Origin of the sequence: Enterobacter sp. 301B (genome assembly GCF_003850715.1) — a bacterium.
GTDB classification, from domain to species: domain Bacteria; phylum Pseudomonadota; class Gammaproteobacteria; order Enterobacterales; family Enterobacteriaceae; genus Enterobacter; species Enterobacter intestinihominis.
Genome location: NZ_PQTC01000015.1, coordinates 18,997 through 33,967 on the forward strand (window position 1 = coordinate 18,997; position 14,971 = coordinate 33,967).

Below are 14,971 nucleotides of genomic sequence, written 5' to 3' on the forward strand. Positions count from 1 at the left end.
CGGACACAAATCATAAGCGGAAACGTTTTCGTTTGCACACTATTCCGTTAAAAAAAACGGGCGCCTGAGCGCCCGGAGTATTTAGTCGGTGAAAGGAATGATGATTTCACCCGGTTTCACCTCTATCCCTTTGGCATATTTTTTCGCCAGAGATTCGCCCTTACTCTTGTCTTCGCTCAGAACGTAGGCGGGCTGCTGGTTAAAATAGTTCTGTAACGACTGGTTGAGATAAGGCATCAGCGTTTGCAGCACCGGTTTCATTTTATCCGGCGTGACGACCGCATCGACGATTTCCATCTCTTGCAGGAAAATTGCCCCTTTCTCTTTATTAAAGACCGGCAGCGCCTTGAGCTTCAGTTTGATATCCGCTTTCTGATTGCCGAAGAGCGAGGTCATGTCCAGGCTGGCATCGCCGGACAGGGTGACTTTGTTAGGCTCCTCGCGCCCAATCTGGCTGGCGAGATTCGTCAGGACGATATGTGCATCCGCAAGGCCGGGCACGCCGATATCTTTTGAAAAGTTATTATGTTTTTCCAGCGCCTGATTAATTTCCTGCTCACTGACGGTGTACTGCGTAAGCTGGTTACATCCCACCAGCAGCCCACTGACAATTAACGCAGCGGCAATAACGATCTTTTTCATGGTGTTCCTCAACATAAAATCGGCGCATCTGTCCTGATACGCCAGTATGTCAGGGTGATCCTGGAGAAACCAGCAGAAAAAACTGATAGTGCAGGGAGGTAAATATCCTCCCCCAGAAGGTCAGGCGCCAGGTTCCAGCATCCCGCGGGTGCTGCGTTTATCACTGAACTGCCACCAGAGGGCAATCAGCGTCATAAAGCCGACCATACCGAGCATGACCCACGGCAGCTCCGGCTGATGGAGCGCTTTTCCGGCATCAAACAGCCAGCCGCCACCGGTGTAACCCAGCGCGCCGCCAAGCGCCAGTCCGAGACGGCTGAAGCCCATGTAGCTGCCACGGGCCCGGGCGTCGGCAAGTGACGCGCTCAGGGTTTCACGGGCCGGCTCGGCAATGATTGAGCCAATATAGAAGGTGCAAATCAGCATAAACAGCTGCTGGAGTGAGCTCACCAGGCCGATGGGCATCATGCTCAGCGTCATCAGCAACAGCCCGGCCATCAGACGGTGCTCAAGCCGGAAACGGCGCTCGCTCCACCGGGCAATCGGATAGAGCAGAGTCAGAGAAAGGCAGGCCTCAATGGCATACATCCATTTTACCGCCGCCGGCGTGCCGGCAATATCGTTAACCATAATCGGCAGCATCAGCATGACCTGTACGGCGAGCATGTAGTAGCCGGTCAACGTTAAAACATAGGTGACGAAGCGTTTATCGCTCAGCACGCGGTCAAGCCCTTCCCGCACCGGCGCTTTTACCGTCGACAGCTTCCATGCAGGCAGAAACAGACCGTTAAACAGCGCGCAGAGAATAAACAGCACCGCGCCGGTGGCGCAGACCAGGCGGAAATCGTATTGCAGCAGCCAGCTTCCCAGCAGGGCGCCCACTACCGCGCCAGCGCTGTCCTGCATCATCAAAATTGAGAAGAAACGCCCCCGGTGTTGCGGACGGATAAGCTTAACCACCAGCGCGGTACGCGGTGGGTCGAAAAGGGTGCCGCCAATCCCGGAAAGGAAACAGGAGAACCACAGCAGCCAGGGGTCATGAGCGATTGCCATCGTGGCGAATCCCGCCGCACGTAACAGCATGCCGGTGACGATCATCGGTTTCGCACCAAAGCGGTCGGCTATTGCCCCGCCAAACACGCCAAGACCCTGTTGTACAAACTGGCGTAAGCCCAGCGCGATCCCGACCATTAGCGCCGCCCAGCCCATTTGATCGACAAAACGAATCGATATAAGTGGAAAAACGACAAAAAAGCCGAGCACGACCAGCATGTTATCGACGAGCAGGAAATATTTACCCAGGCTCCTGGCCTGTGATACGCGGGACATTTTCCCTCCAGGGAAAATAAAAGGTGAGCACGCTAATATTCTGCGGTGTCGCCGCGCTTTTTCACATACCTGCTGGCGACAATATTTTTTTATCAAAAAGGTGCTTTGATAGAGAGTTCTCATCGAAAAATGTGAAAAGCGATAAAAATGGTATGTCACTGTTTTCACAGAAGGCACAGGCGCAGGTATAGTAAAGCTAACAGGCAGAGCAGAAGCGACGGGAAGGAGTGGTATCGATGTTTGGCTATCGCAGTAATGTGCCAAAAGTGCGTCTGACGACGGACAGGCTGGTCGTTCGTCTGGTGCATGAGCGTGATGCCTGGCGTCTGGCGGATTATTACGCCGAGAATCGCCAGTTTTTAAAACCCTGGGAACCCGTTCGGGACGAGAGCCATTGCTACCCCTCTGGCTGGCAGGCGCGCCTCAGTATGATTGCGGAATTTCACAAACAGGGAAGTGCGTTTTATTTCGCGCTTCTCGATCCGGAAGAGAAAGAGATCGTTGGCATTGCCAATTTTTCAAACGTAGTACGCGGGTCGTTTCACGCCTGCTATCTCGGGTATTCCATCGGCCAGAAATGGCAGGGGCAGGGGCTCATGTTTGAGGCGCTGACGGCGGCGATTCGCTACATGCAGCGCACGCAACATATCCATCGCATTATGGCGAACTACATGCCGCACAATAAGCGCAGCGGCGATCTGCTGGCCCGCCTGGGGTTTGAGAAAGAGGGCTATGCCAAAGATTATCTGCTGATTGACGGCGAGTGGCGGGACCATGTCCTCACCGCGCTCACCGCGCAGGAGTGGACCGCGGGTCGTTAAGGAGAAAAGATGAAATATCAGTTAAATGGCGCCGAAGCGCGCGTGATTGGCTGCCTGCTGGAAAAGCAGGTTACGACGCCGGAGCAGTATCCTCTTTCCGTGAATGCCGTCACGATGGCCTGCAACCAAAAGACGAACCGTGAGCCGGTGATGAACCTTGGCGAGTACGAGGTGCAGGATATCCTTGATGAGCTGGTGAAGCGCCACTACCTGCGCACCGTCAGCGGCTTCGGTAATCGCGTCACTAAATATGAACAGCGCTTTTGTAATTCCGAATTTGGCGATTTAAAACTCAGCGCCGCAGAAGTGGCGGTTATCACCACGCTGCTGCTGCGCGGGGCGCAGACGCCGGGTGAACTGCGCACACGCGCCTCCCGCATGCATGAGTTTCAGGATATGCAGGACGTTGAACAGACGCTGGAGGGATTAGCCTCACGCGAGGACGGTCCTTACGTGGTGCGTCTGGCCCGCGAGCCGGGCAAGCGTGAAAGCCGCTACATGCACCTGTTTAGCGGCGACGTGGAGTCCTCTACGCTTGCCGTCGAATCCGACACGCCAGCATCAAACGACAGCCTGACTGCGCGCGTGGCAGCTCTGGAAGACGAGGTTGCCGGGCTGAAGCAGCGTCTGGATGCTTTACTCGCACACCTAGGAGATTAACCGTGACTACATTACGCATTGGAGTGGTGGGGCTGGGCGGGATTGCGCAAAAAGCCTGGCTGCCCGTTTTAGGCGCCGCGTCAGACTGGACGCTGCAAGGGGCGTGGTCGCCCACTCGCGAGAAAGCAGAGCGCATCTGCAAAACCTGGCGCATCCCTTATGCTGGCTCACTCCAGGATTTAGCCCGTGAATGTGATGCGGTATTTGTGCATACCTCAACCGCGACGCACTTCCAGGTGGTGAGCGAGTTGCTGAACGCAGGCGTTCACGTCTGCGTTGATAAGCCGCTGGCGGAAAATGTGCAGGATGCTGAACGACTGATTGAGCTGGCCGCGCGTAAAAAGCTGACGCTGATGGTCGGCTTCAACCGCCGTTTTGCGCCGCTCTATCAGCAGCTTAAAGCGCAGTCCGGCTCGTTTGCCTCTCTGCGTATGGATAAGCACCGTACCGACAGCGTGGGGCCGAACGATCTGCGGTTCACGCTGCTGGATGATTATCTCCACGTCGTGGATACGGCCCTGTGGCTGAGTAACGGAAAAGCCCAGCTGCAAAGCGGCACGCTGCTGACCAACGAGCAGGGTGAAATGGTTTACGCCGAACATCATTTTGCCGTTGAGCATTTACAGGTGACGACCAGCATGCATCGTCGGGCGGGCAGCCAGCGCGAGTCCGTGCAGGCCGTTACGGATGGCGCGCTGTATGACGTCACCGATATGCGTGAGTGGCGGGAAGAGAAGGGCAATGGCGTGCTCGCGTTACCCGTTCCCGGCTGGCAGAGCACCCTGGAGCAGCGTGGCTTTGTGGGCTGCGCGCGTCACTTCATTACCTGCGTGCAGAATCAGACGGTTCCTGAAACGTCCGGGGAGCAGGCCATTCTGGCGCAGCGCATCGTGGAACGACTCTGGCGCGAAGCGATGTCGGAATAACTCGCTGTAACATCTGCCGATAGTAATTCGTTGAAATCCGGTTAGACTAAGCGCCGCTTGTTGGCTTTGCCGGGTGGCGCTTTCGCTTATCCGTCCTGGAAATCCGTAGGGTTGTGGAACTTCACGTTAATGAACTTATTAAAATCGCTGGCGGCCGTCAGCTCGATGACCATGTTTTCCCGCGTGCTTGGCTTTGCGCGCGATGCCATTGTGGCAAGGGTTTTTGGCGCAGGGATGGCGACTGACGCCTTTTTCGTTGCGTTCAAGCTGCCGAACCTGCTGCGCCGTATTTTTGCCGAAGGGGCTTTCTCACAGGCATTTGTCCCGATCCTCGCGGAATATAAAAGCAAGCAGGGCGAAGATGCCACCCGCGTCTTTGTGGCGTACGTTTCCGGTTTACTGACGCTGGCGCTGGCGATCGTGACCGTACTGGGGATGCTGGCAGCGCCCTGGGTAATCATGGTAACGGCGCCGGGCTTTGCCGACACGGCGGATAAATTTGCCCTGACGACGCAACTGCTGCGGATAACCTTCCCCTATATTCTGCTGATTTCGCTGGCGTCGCTGGTGGGTGCCATCCTGAATACCTGGAACCGCTTCTCCGTGCCGGCCTTTGCCCCCACGTTCCTCAACGTCAGCATGATTGGCTTTGCGCTGTTCGCCGCGCCGCATTTTAACCCACCGGTGCTGGCGCTGGCCTGGGCCGTGACCGTCGGCGGGGTGTTACAGCTTGCTTACCAGCTCCCGCACCTGAAAAAGATCGGCATGCTGGTTCTGCCGCGCATTAATTTCAAAGATGCGGGCGCAATGCGCGTTATCAAACAGATGGGACCGGCAATACTCGGCGTGTCCGTCAGCCAGATCTCGCTCATCATCAATACCATCTTCGCCTCTTTCCTGGTGTCGGGCTCGGTGTCCTGGATGTACTACGCCGACCGGCTGATGGAGTTTCCATCCGGGGTGCTGGGCGTGGCGCTGGGGACTATTCTGCTGCCGTCGCTGTCGAAAAGTTTCGCCAGCGGCAACCACGATGAATACTGCCGCCTGATGGACTGGGGTCTGCGTCTCTGTTTTCTGCTGGCGCTGCCAAGCGCGGTGGCGCTGGGGATCCTGGCGAAACCGCTGACGGTGTCGTTGTTCCAGTATGGAAAATTCACCGCCTTTGATGCCGCCATGACCCAGCGTGCGCTCGTAGCCTACTCGGTGGGGCTGATGGGGCTGATTGTCGTGAAGGTGCTTGCGCCCGGCTTCTATTCACGTCAGGACATCAAAACGCCGGTTAAGATTGCCATTGTGACGCTGATCATGACGCAGCTGATGAACCTGGCGTTTATTGGTCCGCTGAAACACGCGGGTCTGTCACTGTCGATTGGTCTGGCGGCCTGTCTCAACGCCGGGCTGCTGTACTGGCAGCTGCGTAAGCAGGATATCTTCACCCCGCAGCCGGGCTGGGCAAGCTTCCTGCTGCGTCTGGCGATCGCGGTAGTAGTGATGGCGGCCGCGCTGGTTGGCATGTTGTATGTCATGCCTGAATGGGCGCAGGGCACCATGCCTTACCGCCTGATGCGTCTGATGGCCGTGGTGGTGGTCGGGGTGGTGGTGTACTTTGCCACGCTGGCGGTGCTTGGCTTCAAGGTGAAAGAGTTTACCCGCCGCACGGTATAAACGCCAAAAGGGGAGTCACCAGAAGGTGCTCCCCGCTTCATGACATGCCGCTAGTGCGTCAAATCGAAATCTTTTTCCCGCCCGTGATACGTGCCGTGGCCGTTTGACCATCCGCACCGTACAGCCCCGGCTCTTTATAGGGCTTTAACACCTCAAGCGCCTGCTGATTACGGATAATCTGACCTTCCAGCAGCCAGCCGTTATGCTGGTTGAGATCGCGAAGATGCTGGGTTTTTTCTGTAATGGTCTGCCAGCGTTCGTTGATCTCATCATTGGCGCTGCGTTTCGTGTCTTGCTCAGCGCGTCGCTGTTTTTCCAGATAATCCAGGGTCGCCAGCAGCGAGCTTTTATCTTCAGTAATGCGTTGCAACGCGCTGCCGTTGATTTGACCAGAAGAGAGGTGGTGCTGTTCTGCGTCCATCACCGTTTTCAGGTCGTTCAGGACCACCGTCATCTGATCCAGTATTTCTGACAGTCGACTCATACGGTTAGTTACTCTGGAGGAAACTCTGTGCGTCCTGAATCAGCGCATCAGCGATTTTGCTGGTATCCATTTTCAGTTCGCCGTTACGGATAGCCGTTTTCAGCGCTTCAACTCGTTCCATGTTGATATCGCTGCTGCCTGGCTGCATCAGCTTCGACTGCGCATCGCTCAGCGTGACGCTGGTGCTGTTAGCCGTCGAGGTTTTTTCCAGACGCGTTTTTTGCGGGGCAGCCTCATTCGTTTCGCGAGGTTGTACAGTGCTAACCGGCTTCAGGGCTGATGTACGATCAATGCTCATAGTGTTGTCCTCATCGAGGGTTCGCGGCGTTTGCGCCTGACATCATCATTTGTTGAATATTTATCGGCAGTCGCCGCGAAATCTTTAAAAAGATTACAGGTTAATCAGAATATTCCCATCAGGACCGACCGTGCCGCTGACCACCTGGCCTGAGGACATTCTGACCCGGGCATTTTGCGCCACTGCGGCATTATTCAGCGCTTTTCCTTCACTGTTGATACTAAAGCCTTCGCCATTGGCGACTACCATCACCTGTTGTCCCGCCTTCACCCGCCACGCCTGTCGCAGCATAGAGAGCTGTATCGCCTGTCCAGGAGCGACATCGCGCAGGCTGACTGCCTCCTGAGCCTGGTTAATATCCAGCATCGTCCGCGGTGGAAGCTGATCCAGACGGCCTCGCTTCAGCGTTACGCTGTCTGGTTGCAGCAGGCTGCCCCGGGGAATGGGAACGGCGGCGACAACATAATTGCCTGTCGCCTGAACCGCAACCTGTAAATAACGTTTTTCGTTGGCGCAACGCGCCAGCACATTCACGTTGCCCCATAATCGGGTGCTGCCGGTCACGCTAAATGACGGGGCTTCGCAGGAAGGGTAAAGGTTAGGCGGGGTGCGTACGGTCACGCGTATGTCATCGCTGAAACCGGCCAGCTTCTGCGCAAAGAATGCATTGAGCTGGTTCTCTAACCCCTCAGCCTGCACAAGAGGGCTCAAAAGCAGCAGGGTCGCCGCAAGGCCACGTTTAAAAGTCCGCATCGCACGTTCCACCATGTCCAGAATTAAGCAAATTCTACCCGCAGTGGTTTTCCATCAACGCAACAAATAGCGACGCATTTTGCGCTTATTCCGTCGATAGGGGAGACGGGGTGAGATTTAAGCTGTGAACTGAAATTTTCTCATCAGCGGAGGAGACATGCTCGATAAACTCGACGCCGCGTTACGTTTTCAGCAGGAAGCGCTCAACTTACGCGCCCAGCGGCAGGAAATTTTAGCCGCCAATATCGCCAACGCGGACACCCCCGGGTATCAGGCGCGCGATATTGATTTTTCCAGTGAACTCAAAAAAGTGATGGAGCGTGGACGTGCCGAAGGGACGGGTGTCTCACTTGCCCTGACATCCTCACGGCATATTCCCGCTCAGGCGATGACCGCGCCAACAACTGACTTACTTTATCGTGTACCCGATCAGCCCTCGCTTGACGGCAATACCGTCGACATGGACCGGGAGCGCACACAGTTTGCCGATAACAGCCTGCAATACCAGACAGGCCTGACGCTACTCGGCGGGCAAATCAAAGGCATGATGACCGTCCTACAGGGGGGCAATTAGTAAATGGCCTTGCTGAATATTTTTGATATCGCCGGTTCGGCATTAACGGCGCAGTCCAAACGACTGAACGTGGCAGCCAGTAACCTGGCCAACGCCGATAGCGTGACCGGCCCTGACGGACAACCGTATCGCGCTAAACAGGTCGTCTCCAGGTTGATGCTGCACCGGGTGCGGCAACGGGCGGCGTGAAAGTGGCGGACGTGGTTGAGAGCCAGGCGCCCGACAAGCTGGTTTACGAGCCAGGCAACCCGCTCGCGGATGCCAGCGGCTACGTGAAAATGCCGAACGTGGATGTGGTCGAGGAGATGGTGAACTCCATGTCCGCGTCACGCAGCTACCAGGCAAACGTCGAAGTGCTTAATACCGTGAAGAGCATGATGCTCAAAACACTCACTCTCGGCCAGTAAAGGAGACACGCATGTCCATCGCCGTAAACGTGAATGACCCGACAAATACCGGCGTCAACAGCACCAGTAGTGCAACCGGTTCCAGCTCCCTCACCGGGAGCAATGCCTCCGATTTACAGAGCAGCTTTCTGACCCTGCTGGTGGCACAGCTGAAAAATCAGGACCCGACCAATCCGATGCAGAATAACGAACTGACCACGCAGCTTGCGCAGATCAGTACCGTCAGCGGCATTGAGAAACTGAATACCACGCTCGGCTCGGTCTCCGGTCAAATCGATAACAGCCAGTCCTTGCAGGCCGCCAACCTGATCGGTCACGGGGTGATGATCCCGGGGACCACGATTCTGGCGGGCACCAGCACCACCGATGGCACGTCCACCACCACCACGACGCCGTTTGGCGTTGAGTTGCAGCAACCGGCCGACAAAGTCACCGCCACCATCAAAGACGCCAGCGGCAACGTGGTGCGCACGATTGAGATTGGCGAGCTTAAAGCGGGCGTTCATACCTTTACCTGGGATGGCAGCCTGACCGACGGCACTAAAGCGCCTAACGGCTCGTATCAGGTTGCGATTAGCGCCAGCAACGGCACCACGCAGCTGGTGGCTCAGCCGCTACAGTTTGCCCTGGTTCAGGGCGTCATCAAAGGTAGCGATGGCAACAAACTGGATTTGGGTACCTCCGGTACCACCACACTCGACGAAGTTCGGCAGATTATCTAAGCCTTCATACTTATCAGGAGTAAGTCATGGCCTTTTCTCAAGCGGTCAGCGGCCTGAATGCTGCGGCCACCAACCTGGACGTCATTGGCAACAACATCGCCAACTCCGCGACCTATGGTTTTAAATCCGGTTCTGCGTCTTTTGCAGATATGTTTGCAGGCTCTAAAGTGGGCCTGGGCGTGAAGGTTGCGGGTATCACCCAGGACTTCACCGACGGGACGACCACCAACACCGGTCGTGGTCTGGATGTCGCCATCAGCCAGAACGGTTTCTTCCGTATGGTGGATGCCAACGGTTCCGTGTTCTACAGCCGCAACGGCCAGTTTAAGCTGGATGAAAACCGTAACCTGGTGAACATGCAGGGGCTACAGTTAACCGGTTATCCGGTTGCCGGCACGCCGCCGACGGTGCAAACCGGTGCGAATCCGCAGGCGATCACCATCCCAACGACGCTGATGGCGGCGAAGTCCACCACCACGGCCTCTCAGCAGATCAACCTGAACTCCACCGATACCGCGCCAACCGTCGCATTCGACCCGGCCAACCCTGACTCTTACAACAAGAAAGGCACCGTGACGGTGTTTGACAGCCAGGGTAATGCGCACAACATGAACCTGTTCTATGTCAAAGACGCTACTCCAGCTAACTCCTGGAAGGTGTATTCACAGGACGGCAGCGTAGCGGGAGATGCAGCGAAACTGGCAACCACATTGGTCTTTAATGAGAGCGGTGTGTTGACCGGCGGTGGGGAAGTCGATATCGAGACCGGGGAGATCACTGGTGCAACGGCGGCAACCTTCAAAATGAGTTTCGCGAACTCCATGCAGCAGAACACCGGTGCGAACAACATCGTGGCGACGAGCCAGAACGGTTATAAGCCGGGCGATCTGGTGAGCTACCAGATCAACGATGACGGCACCGTTGTCGGTAACTACTCCAACGAACAGACCCAGGTGCTGGGCCAGATCGTGCTGGCAAACTTTGCCAACAACGAAGGCCTGAAGTCCGAAGGGGATAACGTCTGGTCTGCCACGCAGTCTTCCGGTGTTGCCCTGCTGGGTACCGCGGGTTCCGGTAACTTCGGCACGCTGACCAACGGCGCGCTTGAAGCCTCCAACGTCGATCTGAGTAAAGAGCTGGTGAACATGATTGTCGCGCAACGTAACTACCAGTCCAACGCGCAGACCATCAAAACCCAGGATCAGATCCTCAACACGCTGGTTAACCTGCGTTAAGCGGCTGACGGGAAAGCGCAATGGATCACGCAATATATACAGCGATGGGGGCTGCAAGCCAGACGCTCAATCAGCAGGCTGTTACCGCCAGCAACCTGGCGAACGCCTCCACGCCTGGTTTTCGTGCACAGCTCAACGCACTGCGTGCGGTGCCGGTAGAAGGGCTGTCATTGCCCACGCGTACGCTGGTCACCGCCTCCACGCCCGGCGCCGACATGACGCCAGGCCAGATGGATTACACCGCGCGTCCGCTGGACGTTGCCCTTCAGCAGGACGGCTGGCTAGCGGTGCAAACGGCTGACGGCGCAGAAGGGTATACCCGCAACGGTAACATTCAGGTGAGCGCCACCGGACAGTTGACGATTCAGGGGCATCCGGTGATGGGCGAAGCCGGTCCGCTGACGGTGCCGGAAGGGTCAGAGTTGACCATTGCGGCAGACGGGACGATCTCGGCATTGAATCCGGGCGACCCGGCCAACACCGTTGCGCCTGTCGGTCGTCTGAAGCTGGTGAAAGCGGAAGGCAACGAAGTGCAGCGTGGTGATGACGGGATGTTCCGTCTGACCCAGGCGGCGCAGGCCACGCGTGGCGCCACGTTACAGGCCGACCCGACCATCCGCGTGATGTCCGGCGTGCTGGAAGGCAGTAACGTCAAACCGGTCGAAGCCATGACCGACATGATCGCCAGCGCCCGCCGCTTCGAAATGCAGATGAAAATCATCAGCAGCGTCGATGAAAACGCAGGCAAGGCTAACCAACTTCTGGCTATGAGTTAACAGGACTCCCTATGATCAGTTCTTTATGGATCGCGAAAACCGGTCTGGACGCACAGCAAACCAATATGGATGTAATTGCCAACAACCTGGCAAACGTCAGCACCAATGGTTTCAAGCGCCAGCGTGCGGTTTTCGAAGATTTGCTTTATCAAACGATTCGTCAGCCAGGGGCGCAGTCTTCTGAGCAAACCACGCTGCCGTCCGGTCTGCAAATTGGTACCGGCGTCCGCCCGGTCGCTACCGAGCGTCTGCACAGCCAGGGCAATCTGTCCCAGACCAACAACAGCAAAGACGTTGCCATCAAAGGTCAGGGTTTCTTCCAGGTGCAACTGCCTGACGGGACCTCCGCCTATACCCGCGATGGTTCGTTCCAGGTGGATCAGAATGGTCAGCTGGTGACGGCGGGCGGCTTCCAGGTTCAGCCTGCGATCACCATCCCGGCGAACGCGCTGAGCATCACCATTGGCCGTGACGGTATCGTCAGTGTCACTCAGCAAGGTCAGGCCGCGCCGGTCCAGGTTGGTCAGCTCAACCTGACGACCTTCATGAACGATACCGGACTGGAAAGCATCGGTGAGAACCTCTACACCGAAACGCAGTCTTCCGGCACGCCAAATGAAAGTACCCCCGGCCTGAACGGTGCGGGGCTGCTGTACCAGGGGTATGTGGAAACCTCGAACGTTAACGTGGCGGAAGAGCTGGTGAATATGATCCAGGTCCAGCGCGCCTATGAAATTAACAGTAAAGCAGTGTCGACGACCGACCAGATGCTGCAAAAACTGACGCAACTCTAAGGTGTAGCCCGGTGCGGTAAACGTCGCACCGGCTCCCTGTTTTCGAAGATGAAGGCAATGCAAAAAAACGCGGCGTTTCGTTATCCGATCCTGACTGTTCTGGCTGTCACCCTCAGCGGGTGTGCCTGGATCCCGTCTAAACCATTGGTACAGGGTGCGACTACCGCCCAACCCGTTCCCGGCCCCGCGCCGGTGGTGAACGGCTCTATTTTCCAGACCGCGCAGCCGATTAACTACGGTTATCAGCCGCTGTTTGAAGACCGTCGTCCGCGTAACGTCGGCGATACGCTGACCATTGTGTTGCAGGAAAACGTCAGCGCGAGCAAGAGCTCGTCGGCGAACGCCAGCCGCGACGGCAAAACCAATTTTGGCTTCGACACCGTACCGCGCTATCTGCAAGGGCTGTTCGGCAACGCCCGTGCGGATGTGGAAGCCTCCGGCGGCAACACCTTTAACGGTAAAGGTGGCGCGAACGCCAGCAATACCTTCAGCGGAACGCTGACGGTAACGGTTGACCAGGTTCTGGTGAACGGCAACCTGCACGTGGTGGGCGAAAAACAGATCGCCATTAACCAGGGTACGGAATTCATTCGCTTCTCCGGTGTGGTTAACCCTCGCACTATCAGCGGCACCAACACCGTACCGTCCACACAGGTGGCGGATGCGCGCATTGAGTACGTCGGCAACGGCTACATCAACGAAGCGCAAAATATGGGCTGGCTGCAACGCTTCTTCCTTAACTTATCGCCGATGTAAGCGAGGTGACCTATGTATAAATTTCTCTTCGCCGTGGCGCTGTCGCTGGTCGCTACCGTTGCGCAGGCCGATCGCATTCGCGATCTCACCAGCGTGCAGGGCGTGCGCGAAAACTCCCTGATTGGCTACGGCCTGGTGGTGGGGCTGGATGGGACGGGTGACCAGACGACCCAGACGCCGTTCACCACCCAGAGCCTGAACAACATGCTCTCTCAGCTCGGTATTACCGTACCGGCGGGGACCAACATGCAGCTGAAAAACGTGGCGGCGGTGATGGTGACCGCGTCTTATCCGGCCTTTGCGCGTCAGGGGCAAACCATCGACGTGGTTGTCTCGTCGATGGGTAACGCCAAAAGCCTGCGCGGCGGTACGTTGTTGATGACGCCGCTGAAAGGCGTCGACAGCCAGGTGTATGCTCTGGCGCAGGGCAACATTCTGGTTGGCGGGGCAGGTGCGTCGGCGGGCGGCAGCAGCGTGCAGGTGAACCAGCTGAACGGGGGACGTATTACCAACGGCGCGATCATCGAACGTGAGCTGCCGACCCAGTTCGGCACCGGCAACACCATTAACCTGCAACTGAATAACGAAGACTTCACGATGGCGCAGCAGATTGCTGACACCATCAACCGCAGCCGGGGTTACGGCAGCGCCACCGCGCTGGATGCCCGCACCGTGCAGATCCGCACGTCAACCGGTAGCAGCAACCAGGTGCGGATGCTGGCCGATATCCAGAATATGGAAGTGAACGTGTCGGTGCAGGATGCAAAAGTCATTATCAACTCCCGTACCGGATCGGTGGTGATGAACCGCGAAGTGACGCTGGACAGCTGCGCCGTGGCTCAGGGCAATCTCTCCGTCACGGTTAACCGCTCGGCCAACGTCAGCCAGCCGGATACCCCGTTTGGTGGCGGTCAGACGGTAGTGACCCCGCAAACGCAGATTGATTTACGACAGAGCGGCGGATCGTTGCAGAGCGTGCGCCCCAGCGCCAACCTGAACAGCGTGGTGCGTGCCCTGAACGCGCTGGGTGCAACGCCAATGGATCTGATGTCCATTCTGCAATCCATGCAAAGTGCAGGCTGCCTGCGCGCTAAACTGGAAATCATCTAAATGCTGACCGATAGCAAACTGTTGACCAGTGCCGCCTGGGATGCCCAGTCGCTCAACGAGCTGAAAACCAAAGCGGGCAATGATCCGGCGGCGAATATCCGCCCGGTTGCCCGTCAGGTGGAAGGCATGTTCGTGCAGATGATGTTGAAAAGCATGCGTGAAACCCTGCCGAAAGATGGCATGTTCAGCAGCGATTCCACACGGCTTTACACCAGCATGTACGATCAGCAGATTGCCCAGCAAATGACCGCCGGAAAGGGGCTCGGCCTGGCAGACATGATTGTGAAACAGACCGCAGCCGCTCAGGGGCTGCCACCTGAAGAGGCTCCGCCGCAGGTGCCGCTGAAGTTTGATCTGGAAAAGGTGACCAGTTATCAAAATCAGGCGCTGACCCAGATGGTGCGTAAGGCGATGCCGAAGCCGGCAGAAACGCGTGACGAGCCGCTCTCCGGCGACAGCAAAGACTTCCTGGCGCAGCTCTCCCTGCCGGCGCGTCTTGCCAGTGAAGAAAGCGGCGTGCCACACCATCTGATTCTGGCGCAGGCGGCGCTGGAGTCGGGCTGGGGGCAACGTCAGATCCGCAGGGAGAACGGCGAGCCGAGCTACAACATCTTTGGCGTGAAGGCCACCTCCAGCTGGAAGGGGCCGACCACGGAAATTACCACCACCGAATATGAGAACGGTGCGGCAGTGAAGGTGAAAGCCAAATTCCGCGTCTACAGCTCGTATCTGGAAGCGTTGTCGGATTATGTCGGGCTGTTGAGCCGGAATCCGCGCTACACCGCCGTGACCCAGGCCACCACGCCAGAGCAGGGCGCTCAGGCATTGCAGAATGCCGGCTACGCGACCGATCCAAACTATGCACGCAAGCTGACCAGCATGATCCAGCAGCTGAAATCCATGTCAGAGAAGGTCAGCAAAGCGTATAGCACAGATCTCGAAAATCTGTTCTGAAAGTTCTCAAGTCCCGGTGGAGGTTGCCGATAACCTTCATCAGGACTCGTGTCTGAAAGTATAAA

At 57.0% G+C, this 14,971-nt stretch carries 17 protein-coding genes and 1 pseudogene; 13 read left to right on the top strand and 5 right to left on the bottom strand.

Translation table 11 applies throughout. From position 1 onward, the window contains the following. Positions 1-81: 81 nt before the first annotated feature. A complete protein-coding gene (locus C3451_RS16555) occupies positions 82-642 on the bottom strand; it encodes a lipoprotein (protein ID WP_023305855.1) in 561 nt (186 codons plus the stop codon). A 120-nt stretch (positions 643-762) separates the two neighbouring features. Beyond that, positions 763-1,971: a multidrug efflux MFS transporter MdtH gene (gene mdtH, locus C3451_RS16560; protein WP_022647718.1), complete on the bottom strand. Its 1,209-nt coding sequence runs from the start codon at positions 1,969-1,971 to the stop codon at positions 763-765. Between the two features lie 236 nt (positions 1,972-2,207). Here mdtH and rimJ point away from each other — a divergent pair, with 236 nt between their 5' ends. The 4 genes from rimJ to murJ all read left to right on the top strand — a co-directional run bounded on the left by rimJ (position 2,208) and on the right by murJ (position 6,043). Further along, the gene (gene rimJ, locus C3451_RS16565; RefSeq protein WP_045622631.1) at positions 2,208-2,792 is read left to right on the top strand and encodes a ribosomal protein S5-alanine N-acetyltransferase; all 585 of its coding nucleotides are present in this window, start codon (positions 2,208-2,210) and stop codon (positions 2,790-2,792) included. 9 nt (positions 2,793-2,801) lie between these two features. Next, positions 2,802-3,452 carry a YceH family protein gene (locus tag C3451_RS16570; RefSeq protein ID WP_045307934.1) on the top strand — a complete coding sequence of 217 codons (651 nt, stop codon included), beginning with the start codon at positions 2,802-2,804 and terminating at the stop codon, positions 3,450-3,452. A 2-nt stretch (positions 3,453-3,454) separates the two neighbouring features. Then, on the top strand, positions 3,455-4,378 hold the full coding sequence (locus tag C3451_RS16575) for a Gfo/Idh/MocA family oxidoreductase (RefSeq protein ID WP_023305857.1): 924 nt from the start codon (positions 3,455-3,457) through the stop codon (positions 4,376-4,378). Between the two features lie 129 nt (positions 4,379-4,507). Further along, positions 4,508-6,043, top strand: coding sequence for a murein biosynthesis integral membrane protein MurJ (gene murJ / locus C3451_RS16580; protein ID WP_023305858.1), 1,536 nt, complete (start codon positions 4,508-4,510; stop codon positions 6,041-6,043). 58 nt (positions 6,044-6,101) lie between these two features. Here the strand turns inward: murJ and flgN are convergent, their stop codons facing one another. The 3 genes from flgN to flgA all read right to left on the bottom strand — a co-directional run bounded on the left by flgN (position 6,102) and on the right by flgA (position 7,578). Further along, a complete protein-coding gene (gene flgN, locus C3451_RS16585) occupies positions 6,102-6,527 on the bottom strand; it encodes a flagella biosynthesis chaperone FlgN (RefSeq protein ID WP_022647721.1) in 426 nt (141 codons plus the stop codon). Between the two features lie 4 nt (positions 6,528-6,531). After that, positions 6,532-6,825 (bottom strand): flagellar biosynthesis anti-sigma factor FlgM, encoded by a 294-nt coding sequence (gene flgM / locus C3451_RS16590; protein ID WP_003858002.1) that lies wholly within the window; start codon positions 6,823-6,825, stop codon positions 6,532-6,534. 93 nt (positions 6,826-6,918) lie between these two features. After that, complete coding sequence (gene flgA / locus C3451_RS16595) at positions 6,919-7,578, bottom strand: flagellar basal body P-ring formation chaperone FlgA (protein WP_045622645.1); 660 nt, start codon at positions 7,576-7,578, stop codon at positions 6,919-6,921. Between the two features lie 157 nt (positions 7,579-7,735). On the opposite strand from flgA, the gene flgB reads away from it, so the two are divergent. The 9 genes and pseudogenes from flgB (at position 7,736) to flgJ (ending at position 14,906) form a co-directional block, all read left to right on the top strand. Next, positions 7,736-8,152: a flagellar basal body rod protein FlgB gene (gene flgB / locus C3451_RS16600; RefSeq protein WP_045622629.1), complete on the top strand. Its 417-nt coding sequence runs from the start codon at positions 7,736-7,738 to the stop codon at positions 8,150-8,152. A gap of 3 nt (positions 8,153-8,155) precedes the next feature. Then, positions 8,156-8,559, top strand: a pseudogene (flgC, locus tag C3451_RS16605) (flagellar basal body rod protein FlgC). Positions 8,560-8,570: 11 nt separating this feature from the next. Further along, positions 8,571-9,281, top strand: coding sequence for a flagellar hook assembly protein FlgD (gene flgD, locus C3451_RS16610; protein ID WP_003857994.1), 711 nt, complete (start codon positions 8,571-8,573; stop codon positions 9,279-9,281). A gap of 26 nt (positions 9,282-9,307) precedes the next feature. Further along, a complete protein-coding gene (gene flgE, locus C3451_RS16615) occupies positions 9,308-10,516 on the top strand; it encodes a flagellar hook protein FlgE (RefSeq protein ID WP_045622627.1) in 1,209 nt (402 codons plus the stop codon). 20 nt (positions 10,517-10,536) lie between these two features. Beyond that, positions 10,537-11,292 (top strand): flagellar basal body rod protein FlgF, encoded by a 756-nt coding sequence (locus C3451_RS16620; protein WP_022647727.1) that lies wholly within the window; start codon positions 10,537-10,539, stop codon positions 11,290-11,292. 11 nt (positions 11,293-11,303) lie between these two features. Continuing rightward, positions 11,304-12,086 carry a flagellar basal-body rod protein FlgG gene (gene flgG, locus C3451_RS16625; protein ID WP_000625853.1) on the top strand — a complete coding sequence of 261 codons (783 nt, stop codon included), beginning with the start codon at positions 11,304-11,306 and terminating at the stop codon, positions 12,084-12,086. Positions 12,087-12,143: 57 nt separating this feature from the next. Then, positions 12,144-12,842 (top strand): flagellar basal body L-ring protein FlgH, encoded by a 699-nt coding sequence (gene flgH / locus C3451_RS16630; RefSeq protein ID WP_003857987.1) that lies wholly within the window; start codon positions 12,144-12,146, stop codon positions 12,840-12,842. A 12-nt stretch (positions 12,843-12,854) separates the two neighbouring features. Next, positions 12,855-13,952 carry a flagellar basal body P-ring protein FlgI gene (locus tag C3451_RS16635; RefSeq protein WP_124304347.1) on the top strand — a complete coding sequence of 366 codons (1,098 nt, stop codon included), beginning with the start codon at positions 12,855-12,857 and terminating at the stop codon, positions 13,950-13,952. Then, positions 13,953-14,906: a flagellar assembly peptidoglycan hydrolase FlgJ gene (gene flgJ, locus C3451_RS16640; protein WP_045622626.1), complete on the top strand. Its 954-nt coding sequence runs from the start codon at positions 13,953-13,955 to the stop codon at positions 14,904-14,906. Positions 14,907-14,971: the final 65 nt, after the last annotated feature.